Genomic DNA, 15,268 nt, shown 5'->3' with positions numbered 1-15,268 from the left:
CCGCCAGAGCGTTCCGCGCGACGTCCGCCCACATCGCGGGGACGCTCATCCGCTCGAGCTCAGACCAGCCGCTGCGCGTCCGCGACCAGCCCGCGCAGGTCCCGCCCGAGCGCGTCCAGCACCGGTGCCCATGCGCCGAAGCGCGGCTGCCGATACAGCGTGGCGGTCGGATACCACGGGCTGTCGGTGCGCTCGAGCAGCCACGGCCAGTGCGGATTCACGTCGAGCAACACCCACGTGCGCGCGCCGAGCGCGCCCGACAGGTGCGCGACCGACGTGCACACCGTGATCACCAGATCCAGCGCGTCGATGAACGCGGCCGTATCGTCGAAACTCTTCAGTTCGGCCGTGAAGTCATCGATCGCGAAACCGGCCGCGCGCGCCGCGGCGATATCCGCGTTCGCGCCCGGCTGCAGCGAGTAAAACGCGACGCCGTCGATGCCGCGAAACGCATCGGCATAGCGCGCCAGCCCGACACGCCGGAATGGATTGCGCTGATGCCCCGCGCTGCCCGTCCACACGAGCCCGACCTTCAGCCGGCCGTCACCCGCGAGCCGGGCGCGCCATGCGTCGCGCGCGTGCGGATCGGCGCGCAGGTACGGCACCGACGCGCCGAGCGTCGACGTCTCCATGCCGAGCATCAGCGGCAGGCCGATCAGCGGCACTTCGTAATCGAAGGCGGGCAGCGCATCGACGCCGCCGCCCGCGCTGAAGCCATCCGCGTGCGCGCCGAGGCTGCGCTCCATCAGCGTGCCGACCTGCGCAAACGTGTTCCACACGAGCCGGCCGCCCTCGCGGTGCACGCGCTCGGCGAGCGGCGCGACGAAACGGGCGAACTGCAGCACGTCGCCGAGCCCCTGCTCGCCCCACACGAGCAGCGTCTTGCCCGCGAGCGGCTCGCCCTGCCAGCGCGGCCCCGGCAGCACCGGCCGGCGGCCGCGCAGCTCGCCGGCGCCGTCCCAGCGCGCCTCGTGGCCGCGCCAGCCGTCCGCGTAGTTGCCGCGCACGAGCTGGATGATCGCCAGGTTGAAACGGAACGATGCGTCGTCGGGCGCCACGTCGCACGCGCGCGCCGCGTAGCGCTCGGCATCGTCCCAGCGCTGCGCTTCCTTCATCGTCATCGCGATGTTGTTCAGCGCGAGCGCATTGTCGGGCGCGATCTCCGCGAGCCGCGCAGCACACGCGAGCGCGCCGTCGAGGTCGTGCGTCGCGAGCCGCGCGACCACCAGGTTGATCCATGCCTGCACGTCGAGCGGGTCGGCCGCCACGGCTGCGTCGAGCAGCGCGATTTCCTCGTCGCGATCGCCGCCCGACAGCCGCAGCGCGATCGCGAGGTTGTTGCGCAGCGACGGCCAGCCGGGGTCGAGCGCGTACGCGGCGCGATACGGCGCGATGGCGTCGGCGTGCCGGCCAAGCATCTGCAGCGCATAGCCGTGATTGAAGCGCGCGCCCGCATCCGGATGCAGGCGCGCCGCGCATTCGGCCAGCGCGAGCGCGTCGGCCGCGCGCTGCCGCGCGACGAGCGTCGAGGTGAGCTGCGCGAGCGCGGCCATGTCGACCGGATGCAGATGGCCGGCGGCGGCGAGCCAGAGCGCGTGCGCATCGCGCTCGCCGCGCGAGCGCGCGTCGGCGGCCTGCCCGAGCAGCGCAAGCAGCGGCGGCAACAGTGGAATGAGGAGGTCGTTCGAATCGTCCATACGGTCCGGGAATCGGCGAGCGGTGGCGCGGCAGGCGCCGCGCGCACCGCGATACGCGATACGCGATACGCGATACGCGATACGCGATACGCGATACGCGATACGCGCATCTTAACGCCCGCGGGAAACGGCACGGCAAGCGTATCGCGACGTCCGTGCGCGACCGCTCGGAGCGCTTCGGCTGTCCGCGCGCAGGCTGCGCCCAGGCCGCCGGAACACCGTCGACAGCCCCTTCGTCCGCGTTCCGGCCGCATCCGGTCGCCGATCCGGTAAAATTGCACGTTTCAGCACACTAACAAGCCGCGCCGCCGCGCGAGCCGACCCTCCGGGCCCCGCCCGGAGCGCCGCCCGCAACGGAGCGCCAGCGCCACGAAGGCTCTTCATGCTTACGTTTCAGCAAATCATCCTGACGCTGCAGTCCTACTGGGACAAGCAGGGTTGCGCCCTGCTCCAGCCCATCGACATGGAAGTCGGCGCGGGCACGTCGCACGTCCACACGTTCCTGCGCGCGGTCGGCCCCGAGCCGTGGCGCGCCGCGTACGTGCAGCCGTCGCGCCGCCCGAAGGACGGCCGCTACGGCGAGAACCCGAACCGCCTGCAGCACTACTACCAGTATCAGGTCGTGCTCAAGCCGGCGCCGGAAAACATCCTTGACCTGTACCTCGGCTCGCTCGAAGCACTCGGCTTCGATCTGAAGCAGAACGACGTGCGCTTCGTCGAGGACGACTGGGAAAACCCGACGCTCGGCGCGTGGGGCCTCGGCTGGGAAGTGTGGCTGAACGGCATGGAAGTCACTCAGTTCACGTATTTCCAGCAGGTCGGCGGCCTCGACTGCAAGCCCGTGCTCGGCGAGATCACGTACGGCCTCGAGCGCCTCGCGATGTACCTGCAGAAGGTCGAGAACGTGTACGACCTGGTGTGGACCGAGTGGGAAGAGCACGGCCCGAACGGCCCCGAGCTGCGCCGCCTGTCGTACGGCGACGTCTACCACCAGAACGAGGTCGAGCAGTCGACCTACAACTTCGAGCACGCGAACGTCGACCTGCTGTTCACGTTCTTCAACAGCTACGAAGCGGAAGCGAAGAAGATGATCGACGCGCAGCTCGCGCTGCCCGCGTACGAACTCGTGCTGAAGGCCGGCCACACGTTCAACCTGCTCGACGCGCGCGGCGCGATCTCGGTGACCGAGCGTGCGGCATACATCGGCCGCATCCGCGCACTGTCGCGTCTCGTCGCGCAGGCTTACTACGACTCGCGCGAGAAGCTCGGCTTCCCGATGCTCGGCAATCCGCCGGGCGTGCCGGGCCTCACCACCGACGCCCAGGACGCCGCCCAGCCGGCATGGGTGCCGCCGCTCAAGGTCGAACGCAAGATCGATCAGGACTGACGAGACGAGATTTATTCCAGACATGACGCACAATCATCCCGCCCCCCTGCTCGTCGAACTGCTGACCGAAGAGCTGCCGCCGAAGGCCCTCGCGCGCCTCGGCGACGCATTCGCCGAAGGTCTCGCGCAACGCCTCGCGGCGCGCGACCTCGTCGAAGGCGAACTCGTGTTCGAACGCTACGCCACGCCGCGCCGCCTCGCCGTCGTCGTGCAGAACGTGCGCGCCGTCGCGCCTGAAAAACAGGTCCGCGAAAAGGTCCTGCCCGTGTCCGTCGCGCTCGACGCCGAAGGCAAGCCGACCGCCCCGCTCGCGAAGAAGCTCGCGGCGCTCGGCCACCCGAACCTGTCGATCGCCGATCTCGAGCGCGCGCAGGACGGCAAGGCCGAAGCGTTCTTCGTCAACTATTCGGCGGCCGGCGCGACGCTCGCCGACGGGCTGCAGGCCGCGCTCGACGAAACGCTCGAGAAGCTGCCGATCCCGAAGGTCATGACCTACCAGCGCCCGGACGGCTCCGACGTGAAGTTCGTGCGCCCGGTGCATCGCCTGACGGTGCTGCACGACGATCAGGTCGTGCCCGTCACCGCGTTCGGCATCGACGCCGGCGACACGACGCTCGGCCACCGCTTCCTGTCCGACGGCCTCGTCGCGATCCAGCATGCGCGCGCGTATGCCGACACGCTGCGCGACAAGGGCCGCGTGATCGCACACTTCGCCGATCGCCGCGAGACGATCCGCACGCAACTGAACGAACACGCGAACGGCGACACGGTCGTGATGCCCGAATCGCTGCTCGATGAAGTGACGTCGCTGGTCGAATGGCCGGTCGTCTATCCGTGCCGCTTCGAGGACGAATTCCTGCAGGTGCCGCAGGAATGCCTGATCCTCACGATGCAGACCAACCAGAAGTACTTCGCGCTGACCGACGTCGGCGGCAAGCTGCGCTCGCGCTTCCTGATCGTGTCGAACATCGACACGAAGACGCCGAGCGAGATCATCGAAGGCAACGAGCGCGTCGTGCGTCCGCGCCTCGCCGACGCGAAGTTCTTCTTCGAGCAGGACAAGAAGAAGCCGCTCGCCGACCGCGTGCCGCAGCTCGCGAACGTCGTCTATCACAACAAGCTCGGTTCGGCGCTCGCGCGCGTCGAGCGCCTCGAGGCGCTGGCCGGCGAGATCGCGCCCGCGATCGGCGCCGACGCCGCGCACGCGCAGCGCGCTGCGCGCCTCGCGAAGGCCGACCTGCTGACCGACATGGTCGGCGAGTTCCCGGAACTGCAGGGCACGATGGGCACGTACTACGCGCGTCATGACGGCGAACCCGACGACGTCGCGCTCGCGTGCGCCGAGCACTACCAGCCGCGCTTCTCCGGCGACGCGCTGCCGACCACGCCGGTGTCGACCGCCGTCGCGCTGGCCGACAAGCTCGAGACGATCGTCGGCATCTGGGGCATCGGCCTCGCGCCGACCGGCGAGAAGGATCCGTTCGCGCTGCGCCGTCACGCGCTCGGCGTGCTGCGCCTGCTGCTCGAGAAGCAGCTGCCGCTCGACCTCGTGTCGCTGCTGCGCACGGCCCATGCGCGCTTCGCGAGCGTGCCGGGCGTCGCGGAATCGACCGACGCGATCTTCACGTTCTTCATGGACCGCCTGCGCGGCCTGCTGCGCGAACGCGGCTACTCGGCCGGCGAAGTCGACGCGGTGCTGAGCCTGAACCCGACGCGGGTCGACGATCTCGTCGCGCGCCTCGACGCGGTGCGCGAATTCACGCGCCTCGCGGAAGCCGAAGCGCTCGCGGCCGCGAACAAGCGGATCTCGAACATCCTGAAGAAATCGGAAACCGCCGCGAACGGCGCGGTGCAGCCGGCGCTGCTCGTCGAGGCGGCCGAAAAGGCGCTGCACGAACAGCTCACGGCCGTGACGCCGCACGTGCAGTCGCAGCTCGAGGCGCGTGCGTACACGGGCGCGCTGTCGGCGCTCGCCGCGCTGCGCGCGCCGGTCGACACGTTCTTCAACGACGTGATGGTCAATGCCGAGGATCCCGCGCTGCGCGCGAACCGTCTCGCGCTGCTGTTCGCGCTGCATCAGCAGATGAACTGCGTCGCCGACATCTCGAAGCTTGCCGCATAAGGGCCGAACGATGCCGACCAGCCCCAACCGCAAGCTCGTCGTCCTCGACCGGGACGGTGTGATCAACGTCGATTCGGATGCGTTCATCAAGACGCCCGACGAGTGGATCGTGCTGCCCGGCAGCCTCGAGGCGATCGCTCGGCTCAACCATGCAGGCTATCGCGTGGTCGTCGCGACCAACCAGTCCGGCATCGGCCGCGGGCTGTTCGACATGGCCGCGCTCAATGCGATGCACCTGAAGATGCATCGCGCGGCGGCCGCGGTCGGTGCGCGCATCGACGCGGTGTTCTTCTGCCCGCATACGTCGGAAGACCACTGCGACTGCCGCAAGCCGAAGCCCGGCATGATGCAGATGATCGCCGAGCGCTTTGAGATCGATCCCGATCACACGCCGGTCGTCGGCGATTCGCTGCGCGACCTGCAGGCCGGCGTCGCGGTCGGCTTCCAGCCGCACCTGGTGCTGACCGGCAAGGGCAAGAAGACGCTCGCCGCCGGCAACCTGCCGGACGGCACGAAGGTCCACGACGACCTGCGCGCGTTCGCGCTCGATTTCCTTTCACACGAACACGAGTGATGCGGCCGCCGCGCGCATCCTCCCTACTGTCAGACCCACGCCGATGCGCTTTGTCCGCTCCCTGCTGCTGCTGATCTACTTCATCGTGTACACGGTGCCGTACGCCACCGCGTGCTTCATCGCCTTTCCGTTCATGCGCCCCGACGCGCGCTACTGGATGGCGGCCGGCTGGTGCAAATCGACGCTGTGGGTCGTGCGCTGGCTGAACGGCATCCGCTACCGGATCGAAGGCTACGAGAACCTGCCCGACGGCCCGGCCGTGCTGCTGTCGAAGCACCAGTCCGCGTGGGAGACGCTCGCGTTTCCGGCGCTGATGCCGAAGCCGCTCTGCTACGTGTTCAAGCGCGAGCTGCTGTACGTGCCGTTCTTCGGCTGGGCGCTCGGGCTGCTGCACATGGTCAACATCAACCGCAAGGAAGGCAAGAATGCCTTCGTGTCGGTGATCCGCCAGGGCAAGAAGCGCCTGTCGGAAGGCGCGTGGATGATCATGTTCCCGGAAGGCACGCGCACGCCGGTCGGCAAGCAGGGCAAGTACAAGACGGGCGGCGCGCGCTTCGCGATCGAAACCGGCGCGCCGGTCGTGCCGATCGCGCACAATGCAGGACGGGTGTGGCCGCGCAACTCGTTCACGAAATTCCCGGGCGTCGTCACCGTGTCGATCGGCAAGCCGATTCCCGTCGAAGGCAAGACGCCCGACGTATTGAACTCGCAGGTCGAAGCATGGATCGAAGCGGAAATGCGCCGCATCGATCCCGATGCCTATCGCCAACCGGGCAATGCCGGCACGCGCGACGCCGCGCGCGTCTGAATCACCCGGATTGCAGCCGTTGCGTACGACGAAACGAAGCGAACTGATGAAAAAGCGTCCGCGACCACGGCCTGCCGTCGTGGCCCTCGATCATCGCCAGATGGACCTGCCGCTCTTCGACGGGCCGGCAGCTCCAGCGTCGGCACCGTCGACGCCCCCCGCGCCGCCGGCACCGCCTGAAGCAGCACCCGCCGCCCCCCTCGACCCGGGCCCCGCGCGCGATCGCTCCCGCGTCCGCACGCTCGCGCTCGCCAGCCGCGTGCTCGAATACCGGCTGAAGCGCTCGGCACGCCGCACGATCGGCTTCACGATCGACGGCAGCGGGCTGGCGATCACCGCGCCGCGCTGGGTCACGCTCGCCGATATCGAAGCGGCGATCGCCGAAAAGCAGCGCTGGATCTTCGCGAAGCTGGCGGAGTGGAAGACCCGCACCGAGCAGCGTGCGCTGCCGCAGATCGACTGGCGCGACGGCGCGCAACTCCCGTATCTCGGCAAGACGGTGACGATCGCGCTGGGCGCGGGCGCCGTCGCGTTCGACGCCGCTGCGCTGCGGCTGTCGCTGCCGCTGCCCACGCAGGCGGACATGCAGCAGATCAAGGATCGCGTGCAGGGCTGGCTGCAGGGCGAAGCGAAGCGGATCTTCGGCGAACGCCTCGTCGTCTACGCGGAGAAGCTCGGCGTCACGTATTCGATGTATGCGCTGTCGTCGGCCGCGACGCGCTGGGGCAGTTGCTCGAGCGACGGCAAGATCCGGCTGAACTGGCGGCTGATCCATTTCCCGATGTCGATCATCGACTACGTCGTCGCGCACGAGCTGTCGCACCTGCGCGAAATGAACCACAGCCCGGCGTTCTGGCAGACCGTCGAATCGATCTTCCCGGAATTCCGCGAAGCGCGGCACACGCTCAAGCATCACCCGCCCGAGCTGCTGCCGTCGCTGTAACGCCGTCAGTCACGGCGTAAACGCAAACGGGCGATGCGGGGGTGACCCGCATCGCCCGTTTTGCCACTCACGACACGCATCGCGCGCCGCGAGCCGCTCATCCGGCGCTCAGTGCGCCTTCTTCTGGATGAACTCGATCTTGTAGCCGTCCGGATCCTCGACGAACGCGATCACGGTCGTGCCGTGCTTCATCGGGCCCGCTTCGCGGGTGACCTTGCCGCCTTGCGCCTTGATCTTGTCGCAGGCCGCGTACGCGTCCTCGACTTCCACCGCCAGGTGGCCGAAGCCGTTGCCGAGATCGTATGACGGCGTATCCCAGTTATGGGTGAGCTCGATCACGGTGCCCGTGCTTTCCGCTTCGTAGCCGACGAACGCGAGCGTGAACTTGCCTTCCGGATAATCCTCGCGACGCAGCAGCTTCATGCCGAGCAATTCGGTGTAGAACTTGATCGAGCGGTCGAGATCGCCGACTCGCAGCATCGTATGCAGCAAACGCATGTGTTGTACTCCTGTGGGGACTTACCAGAACCGGAAATTCTACCGGAGTCGGGTGAATCTCGCCGTCGGCGCCCCGTGGGCCGGCGGCCGATACGGGCATCTGCGTGACGGGTCGGAAGCCGGTGCGCCGGCCGGCACCACCCGGCTCATCGGCCCCCGTCGACCCGGCCGATCGGGTAACATCCTTCAACCTCGCACCAAAAGCGGGCGTGTCGCCCGCCACCCAAACCCGACCATCACCCCGTTCAGCCACCCTTGCCTGCCGTGCGAAACTGCCGATTCGAGCGTGCCGGAGCCGCCGTCCGCCTGCCGCTGCCCCTGCCCTTACCGTCTTCCCGCCACCCCCGCGAGGTTCGCCGATGACCGCGCTCGCCGCAGCGCCCGTGCGCCGTGCACTCGACATGCGCGCCATCGGCGTGATGTTGCTGCTGTGCGCGATCTGGGGCTTCCAGCAAGTCGCGATCAAGAGCACGAACGCGGCGATCCCGCCGATGTTCCAGGCCGGACTGCGCTCGGTGATCGCCGCGCTCCTGCTATGGGGCTGGGCCCGCTCCCGCGGTACGCCGCTGTTTCGCGCGGACGGCACGCTCGGCGCGGGCATCGCGGCCGGTGCGCTGTTCGCCGGCGAGTTCATCTGCGTGTTCTTCGGGCTGACGCTGACGAGCGCGTCTCACATGGCGATCTTCCTGTACACGGCGCCGTGTTTCACGGCGCTGGGCCTCCACCTGTTCACGCCGGGCGAGCGGCTGCAGCGGACCCAGTGGGCCGGCGTCGGCCTCGCGTTCGGCGGCATCGCGCTCGCGTTCGCGGACGGCTTCCTGAAGCCGCGCGTGCCCGGCGCGTCGATGCTGGCGGGGCTCGCCGGCGACGCGCTCGGGATCCTCGGCGGCGCGATGTGGGCCGCGACGACGGTCGTCGTGCGCTCGACGTCGCTCGCGCGGGTCAGCGCGAGCAAGACGTTGTTCTACCAGCTCGCGGTGTCGGCCATCGTGCTGGTCGCGCTCGCCGCGCTGCTCGGCCAGATGTCGTTCGCGCAGGTCACGCCGCTTGCACTCGCGAGCCTCGCGTACCAGTCGGTGATCGTCGCGTTCGTCAGCTATCTGTCGTGGTTCTGGCTGCTGACGCGCTACAGCGCGTCCCGGCTGTCGGTGTTCACGTTCCTGTCACCGCTGTTCGGCGTCGCGTTCGGCGTGCTGCTGCTCGGTGAATCGGTCGGCTGGCGCTTCATGTCGGCGGCCGCGCTGGTGCTGACCGGCATCGCGCTCGTCAACGCGCCGCCGCGCGGGCGCGCCTGACGCCACCCGGCCGGCCGCGGTCCGGCATCCCGCAACCGGCCCGGGAAAATAAAAAGGCTGCCCGCCAGGGCAGCCTCGTGAACCTCGCGCCGGCACGCGCCGCGCGCGTTGCCCGTTGCCGTTACTCCGCAGCCTTGCGCACCGCCGCAAGCGCCTGCGCGACGCCGACGTATTCGGCCACGCTCACGTCCTCCGCGCGCCGCGCGAGATCGAAACCGAGCCCTTCGAAATCGATCGTCTCGCGGTAGTCGCCGAGCGTGTTGCGCAGCATCTTGCGGCGCTGCGAGAACGCGGCCGTGACGACTTCGCCGAGCAGCACGGGATCGACGTCCGGCAGTTCGTGCGGCTCGTACGGAATCATCCGGACGATCGCCGAATCGACCTTCGGCGGCGGCTGGAACGATTCCGGCGGCACGTCGAGCATCTTCTCCATCACGTAGCGGTACTGCAGCATCACCGACAGCCGCGAGAACGCCTTCGTGCCCGGCTCCGCGACCATCCGCTCGACGACTTCGTTCTGCAGCATGAAATGCTGGTCGATGACCGCATCGGCGAACGTCATCAGGTGGAACAGCAGCGGGCTGGAAATGTTGTACGGCAGGTTGCCGACGATCCGCAGCGACGGCTTGTCGCCAGGCGCCGCGAGCGAGCGGAAGTCGAACGCGAGCGCGTCGCCCGCGTGCAGTTCCAGCAGCGCGCCGAAGCGCTGCTGCAGGCGCCCGATCAGGTCGCGGTCGAGCTCGACCGCGTGCAGCGGCGACTCGGGCGTCGCGAGACGCGCGATCAGCGGCTCGGTCAGCGCGCCGAGCCCGGGGCCGATCTCGACCATCCGCTGGCCGCGCGCGGGACCGATCGTCGCGACGATCGAGTCGATCACGCCGTGATCGACGAGGAAGTTCTGCCCGAAGCGCTTGCGCGCGAAGTGGCCTTGGTGCTGTCTGCTGTTCGACATCGACTGAAAAAAACGAAAAATACGACGAATAAGGTCAGGCCTTGGCCCGTGTGCGTCAGGACGCGCGGCGATGGCGCGCCATCGTGACGGCCGTGTCGAGCGCGGCGACCATGCTGCCCGGATCCGCGCGGCCCGTGCCGGCCAGATCCAGCGCGGTGCCGTGATCGACCGACGTGCGGATGATCGGCAGCCCGAGCGTGACATTGATGCCCTCGCCGAAGGTCGCATACTTCAGCACGGGCAAGCCCTGATCATGGAACATCGCGAGCACGCAATCGGCGCCCTCGAGATGGCGCGGCTGGAACAGCGTGTCGGCCGGATAAGGGCCGCGCGCGTCGATGCCCTGCGCTTGCGCCCGCGCGAGCGCCGGCGAGATCACGTCGATCTCCTCGCGGCCGAGGTAGCCGTTTTCGCCCGCATGCGGGTTCAGCCCCGTCACGAGGATGCGCGGCGCCGCGAGACCGAAGTCGCGCCGCAGGTCGCGATCGACGATCGCCAGCGTCTCGACGAGCCCGTCGATCGTCAGCGCGGCCGACACGTCCTTCAGCGGCAGGTGCGTCGTCGCAAGCGCGACGCGCAGCGGCCGCTCGCCGGTGCCCGCCAGCATCATCACGACGCGCGGCGTATGGGTGCGTTCCGCGAGGTATTCGGTATGGCCGGTAAACGGCACGCCGGCATCGTTGATCGTGCTCTTCTGCAGCGGCGCGGTAACGATCGCGTCGTACCGGCCCGCCAGCGCGCCGTCGATCGCGGCGTCGAGCAGCCCGAGCACGTAGCGGCCGTTGGCCGCGTCGAGCGTGCCCGCCTGCGCCGGCACGGCGAGCGGATGATGCTCGACCGACACCGGGCCGCCGCCGGCGAGCACCGCACGGTCGGCGCCGACGGCCGCCGCGCGCGCGTCGAGCAGCGCAGCGTCGCCGAGCACGGTGAAATGCGCGCCGGGCCAGCGCCGTGCGGCGTCCTGCAACGCCTGCACGGTCAGCTCCGGGCCGACACCCGCGGGTTCGCCGGTCGTGATCGCGATCTGCAGCGCGGGCGTCGTCATGTAAAGCTCGCTCAGTTCGCCGGGCCGGCGCCGCCGATCTTGTACTGCACGTACGACGAATCGCGCAGCTCGCGCAGCCAGTCGGCATACGCCTGCTCGGCCTTGCGCTGGCCGATCGCCTGGCGCGCGATATCCATCTGCTGCTGCACCGAGCCTTCCGCCTCGCGGCGGTCGATCACCTGGATCAGGTGGTAGCCGTATTCGGTACGCACCGGCTGGCTGATCTGGCCGTCCTGCAGGTTGTTCATCGCGCGCTCGAATTCAGGCACCGTCTCGCCCGGGCTGATCCAGCCGAGATCGCCGCCCTGCGACGCCGACCCGTCCTGCGAGTAGGTGCGCGCGAACTTCGCGAAATCGGCACCGGCCTCGACCTGCTTGCGAATGTCCTGCAACTGCTGGCGCGCCTGGCCTTCCGACTTGCCTTCGCCGACACGCAACAGGATGTGACGCACGTGCGTCTGCACGATCTTCGGCGCCGCGGCGGCTGCACCCTGGCTCTGGCGGCGGTCGACGAGACGCACGATCTCGAAGCCGTCCGGCACGCGGATCAGCGTCGGGTTGACCTGGCCCGGACGCAGCTTCGATGCGGCGTCGACGACGTCGGCCGGCAGCGCGCCCGGTGCCTTGAAGCCGAGGTCGCCGCCCTTCTTCGCGTCGTTCGCTTCCGAATTGTTCTTCGCGAGCTTCTCGAAATCGGCGCCGGACGTAGCCTGCTGCAGCAGCGCTTCAGCCTTCTTCTGCGCGGTTTCGATCTCGGCCTGCGGCGCATTGGTCGGCGCCTTGACGAAGATGTGCTGGAAGCGCAGGTCCTGCTGCTGCGATGCGTTCGGCCCGCGCTGGCTCGCGATGTAGTTCGCGACCTCGGCGTCCGACACGGTGATCTTGCCGTCGACCTCGCGCTCGCGCAGCTTCGACAGCATCAACTCGGTGCGGGCGTCGCTCGTGAACACGCTCCAGGGCACGCCTTGTGCCTCGAGACGCCCGCGATACTGTTCGAGCGTCATCCCGTTCGCCTGCGCGAGGCGCTGCAGCGTGGACTGCACGGTGGCGTCGTCGACGCGGATCCCGTCGTCCTTGGCCTTCTGCACCTGGATGCGTTCGAGCACCATCTGGTTCAGCACCTGCGCGCGCAGCTGGTCGGCCGGCGGCACGGGCGCGTTCTGCTGCTGCAGCCGGCGCGAGATCAGGCCGGCGCGCTGGTCGAGTTCGCGGCCGGTAATCACGTCGTTGTTGACGACCGCGACGACTTCGTCGGCGAGCTGCGCGCCTTGCGAACCGAGCGCCTGCGCCGCGGCCGGCGCGGCGGCGAGCAGCGCGGCGGACGCGGCGAGGCTGGACACGACTGCCGCGAAACGAAGGGTGTTCTTCATTGCCACTGATACTCCATTGAAATCGTGCTGACCGGTGCAGACAAGCCGGCGTTACTCGTAGTTGCTGAAGCGGGACATCGGCGGCGGCGCGGACGGCAGCGCCGTGTAACCCGGCACCCCGGCGCGGAATGCGGCCACGAGGCCATTGTCGACGCTCGACAGCCCCTTCAACGTCAGCTGCATCATGACTCGCGTCGACGAGTTCTGTTGCCCCGACGTATTCACGCCGTTCGCGTACCGCTGGATACCGACGCCGAGCGCCCAGCAATCCGCGTCGTATTGTAAGCCGAGCAGACCGTCGACGATCCGGTCGGCGGCCAGGTCGTAGTTGAAGCGGCCGACCGCATACAGGCGGCGCGTGAGCGGCCATTGCGCGGACACCAGGAACTGGTTGATCGGCTGGTTGTCCAGCGTCGTGTTCGCACGCGTATAGCGATAGCCAACGTTGATCACGCGGCGCTCGCCCGGGCTGAAACCGAAACCGACGCTCGACTTCACCAGCTGGTTGTTGTTCTGGTTGTACTGGAACGCCGTCTCCGACATGAAGCCGGAGCCGAGTTTCAGCGCGGCGCCGACGATCAGGTCCGAGTGGCGCGCCAGCACGGCGGACTGCCCCGAGTTCAGCGTGACGCGCTGATCGGCGAAGTAGTACTGCTGCGCGACCACGAAGCGCGCACGTTCGTCGCCGGTGCGCGGATCGATGAAGCGCGACGTGAGGCCGGCCGTGATCCGGTTCGCGTCCGCGATCCGGTCGTTGCCGACGAACGTGTTCGGCTGGTAGATCTCCGCGAGGCCGAAGTCCGATTCCGCGGTGTCGAACAGCGGCGCGTTCGACTGGTTGCGATACGGCGTGTACACGTAGTACAGGCGCGGCTCGAGGGTCTGGATGAAGTCCTGGCCGAACAGGCGCACCGAACGGTCGAAGATCAGGCCCGTGTCGAAGCTCACGGTCGGGATCGACTCGGTGAAGCGCTTCGGGCTGTTCGGCGTGCTCGACGACAGGTAGTTCAGGTCATACGACGCGAAGTGGTACTGGACCTTCGGCACGACAAAGTAGCCGGGGCCGTACACACCGTATGCGAGGTACGGGTTGAAAACGATCCGGTCGCCTTCGGTCGAATCGGCGGTCGTGATGCGGAACCGCGAATAGTCGGCTTCCGCGCCGAAGTCGAAGCCACCGACGTTGTACTTCGTGTACTTCACGTTCAATTGCGGCTCGCGGCTGTACGGCGCGATCGACGGCGGCAAGGTCTGCCAGTGCTGGTAGCGCGCGAGCACCGACCACGGGCCGTTGTTGTACGTGAGCCCGGCTTCCTGCTGGTACAGCGTCTGCGTCCCGTTGATGAACTCGTTCATCGACCCAAGGTCTTCGGGATACGTGTTGTCCGAGACCTTGTTGAAGTAGACGTAGCCGCCGAAACCGCCGCCGAAGTTCTGCTGGTGCTGCCAGTAGATCGCGTAGCGGTCGCGGTGCGCGAGCCGGTCATCCGGCAGGTAATTGGCCGTAAACGTGCCCGAATACGACGGCGACAGGTAGCGGAACGTCGCCTCGGTCTGCACGCCGCGCCGCGAGATGATGCGCGGCGTGATCGTCAGGTCGCGGTTCGGCGCGATGTTGAAGTAGTACGGCAGCGTCAGCTCGAACCCGTTGTTCGAGTTCATCGAGAACGTCGGCGGCAGCAGGCCGCTGCGGCGCTCGCCCGACAGCGGGAACGTCATCCACGGGCTCGCGAAGATCGGCACGCCCTGGAAGAACAGCACGCCGTTGCGCGCGGTGCCTTCGTCGGCGCCCGTATCGAAGTCGAAGCGGCTGCCCTTGATGTACCACGCGGGGTTCGTCGAACACTGGCACGCCGTGTAGGTGCCGTTGACGAACACCGAGCGCTCGCTGTCGAGCAGGTCGACGCGCTCCGCGCTGCCCGACCCGCCGGTCACGTTGAAGTGGTACTTCGGCGCCGTCATGAAGCCCTGGTTCGCCTCGATCTTCAGATGCGCTTCGGGGCCGGCGAACGACGTGCCGCCGTTGATCACCCGGACCTGGCCGTACGCATCGGCCATGTCGGTATCCTGATCGTAGTGGATCGCGTCGGCCTTCACGACCGCGTCGCCGCGGCGCAGCTCGGCCGAGCCCTTCGCGGCCAGGTCCTGCTCGGCCGTGCCGCTCGTATGGTCGGCAATCACGAAGGCGGACGGTTTCGCACCGTCCTTCAGCGGATGATCCTCGAGCTGGGGCGCGAGACGCAGATCCCACGGCGAGTCGAGCTGCTGCGGCTGCGCGGCCGCGCCCGACAGCTGCGCGTACGACACGGCCGGCACGAGGCCGGGCACGGCCAGGAGCGCGAGCGCGAGCCGCCGTTTGCGCGGCGCCCCGTCACCGGGGAAGACATTCGGGAATAGCGGTTTGGGCGGCATCTATCGTTTGGCGAATCGCCCCTTGTCAACCGCGCCTGCATGGCACATTCGCGCACGGCGGGCCGCACCGTCGCACCGCGACTGCGGCTGAGCGCAAACCGGGGAGGCGATCGGGCGGACGGCGCTACAGGCGGCGGGCCGGCACGGCGGAAGCTGACGCGGGGC

General features: G+C 68.4%; 12 protein-coding genes. 6 read left to right on the top strand and 6 right to left on the bottom strand.

Annotation, left to right across the window (positions count from 1 at the left end):
• Nucleotides 1-59: 59 nt before the first annotated feature.
• Nucleotides 60-1,697, bottom strand: a complete 1,638-nt coding sequence (locus GEM_RS03695) for a tetratricopeptide repeat protein (protein WP_014896111.1) — start codon at nucleotides 1,695-1,697, stop codon at nucleotides 60-62.
• Between the two features lie 382 nt (nucleotides 1,698-2,079).
• On the opposite strand from GEM_RS03695, the gene glyQ reads away from it, so the two are divergent.
• Genes glyQ through GEM_RS03670 form a run of 5 tightly spaced genes read left to right on the top strand, consistent with a single transcriptional unit; the run spans nucleotide 2,080 to nucleotide 7,531 of the window.
• Nucleotides 2,080-3,084 carry a glycine--tRNA ligase subunit alpha gene (gene glyQ / locus GEM_RS03690; RefSeq protein WP_014896110.1) on the top strand — a complete coding sequence of 335 codons (1,005 nt, stop codon included), beginning with the start codon at nucleotides 2,080-2,082 and terminating at the stop codon, nucleotides 3,082-3,084.
• A 22-nt stretch (nucleotides 3,085-3,106) separates the two neighbouring features.
• The gene (glyS, locus tag GEM_RS03685) at nucleotides 3,107-5,206 is read left to right on the top strand and encodes a glycine--tRNA ligase subunit beta (RefSeq protein ID WP_014896109.1); all 2,100 of its coding nucleotides are present in this window, start codon (nucleotides 3,107-3,109) and stop codon (nucleotides 5,204-5,206) included.
• A 10-nt stretch (nucleotides 5,207-5,216) separates the two neighbouring features.
• Nucleotides 5,217-5,780 (top strand): D-glycero-beta-D-manno-heptose 1,7-bisphosphate 7-phosphatase, encoded by a 564-nt coding sequence (gene gmhB / locus GEM_RS03680; RefSeq protein ID WP_014896108.1) that lies wholly within the window; start codon nucleotides 5,217-5,219, stop codon nucleotides 5,778-5,780.
• Nucleotides 5,781-5,823: 43 nt separating this feature from the next.
• Entirely contained in the window at nucleotides 5,824-6,588 is a 765-nt protein-coding gene (locus GEM_RS03675; protein WP_014896107.1) for a lysophospholipid acyltransferase family protein, read from the top strand.
• Between the two features lie 46 nt (nucleotides 6,589-6,634).
• The gene (locus GEM_RS03670) at nucleotides 6,635-7,531 is read left to right on the top strand and encodes a M48 family metallopeptidase (RefSeq protein ID WP_041490600.1); all 897 of its coding nucleotides are present in this window, start codon (nucleotides 6,635-6,637) and stop codon (nucleotides 7,529-7,531) included.
• Nucleotides 7,532-7,639: 108 nt separating this feature from the next.
• Here the strand turns inward: GEM_RS03670 and gloA are convergent, their stop codons facing one another.
• Nucleotides 7,640-8,029, bottom strand: coding sequence for a lactoylglutathione lyase (gene gloA, locus GEM_RS03665; protein ID WP_014896105.1), 390 nt, complete (start codon nucleotides 8,027-8,029; stop codon nucleotides 7,640-7,642).
• A gap of 359 nt (nucleotides 8,030-8,388) precedes the next feature.
• Between gloA and GEM_RS03660 the strand changes: the two genes are divergently transcribed.
• Nucleotides 8,389-9,324, top strand: a complete 936-nt coding sequence (locus GEM_RS03660) for a DMT family transporter (RefSeq protein WP_014896104.1) — start codon at nucleotides 8,389-8,391, stop codon at nucleotides 9,322-9,324.
• A 121-nt stretch (nucleotides 9,325-9,445) separates the two neighbouring features.
• Here GEM_RS03660 and rsmA read toward each other — a convergent pair whose 3' ends face one another.
• Genes rsmA through GEM_RS03640 form a run of 4 tightly spaced genes read right to left on the bottom strand, consistent with a single transcriptional unit; the run spans nucleotide 9,446 to nucleotide 15,103 of the window.
• On the bottom strand, nucleotides 9,446-10,276 hold the full coding sequence (rsmA, locus tag GEM_RS03655) for a 16S rRNA (adenine(1518)-N(6)/adenine(1519)-N(6))-dimethyltransferase RsmA (protein WP_014896103.1): 831 nt from the start codon (nucleotides 10,274-10,276) through the stop codon (nucleotides 9,446-9,448).
• Between the two features lie 55 nt (nucleotides 10,277-10,331).
• Nucleotides 10,332-11,321, bottom strand: coding sequence for a 4-hydroxythreonine-4-phosphate dehydrogenase PdxA (gene pdxA, locus GEM_RS03650; protein ID WP_014896102.1), 990 nt, complete (start codon nucleotides 11,319-11,321; stop codon nucleotides 10,332-10,334).
• Nucleotides 11,322-11,332: 11 nt separating this feature from the next.
• Complete coding sequence (locus GEM_RS03645) at nucleotides 11,333-12,691, bottom strand: peptidylprolyl isomerase (RefSeq protein WP_014896101.1); 1,359 nt, start codon at nucleotides 12,689-12,691, stop codon at nucleotides 11,333-11,335.
• A gap of 51 nt (nucleotides 12,692-12,742) precedes the next feature.
• Nucleotides 12,743-15,103, bottom strand: a complete 2,361-nt coding sequence (locus GEM_RS03640) for an LPS-assembly protein LptD (protein WP_014896100.1) — start codon at nucleotides 15,101-15,103, stop codon at nucleotides 12,743-12,745.
• Between the last annotated feature and the right edge of the window lie 165 nt (nucleotides 15,104-15,268).

Origin of the sequence: Burkholderia cepacia GG4, from assembly GCF_000292915.1 — a bacterium.
Lineage (GTDB): Bacteria > Pseudomonadota > Gammaproteobacteria > Burkholderiales > Burkholderiaceae > Burkholderia > Burkholderia cepacia_D.
This window is presented reverse-complemented; position numbering and strand designations above follow the sequence as displayed.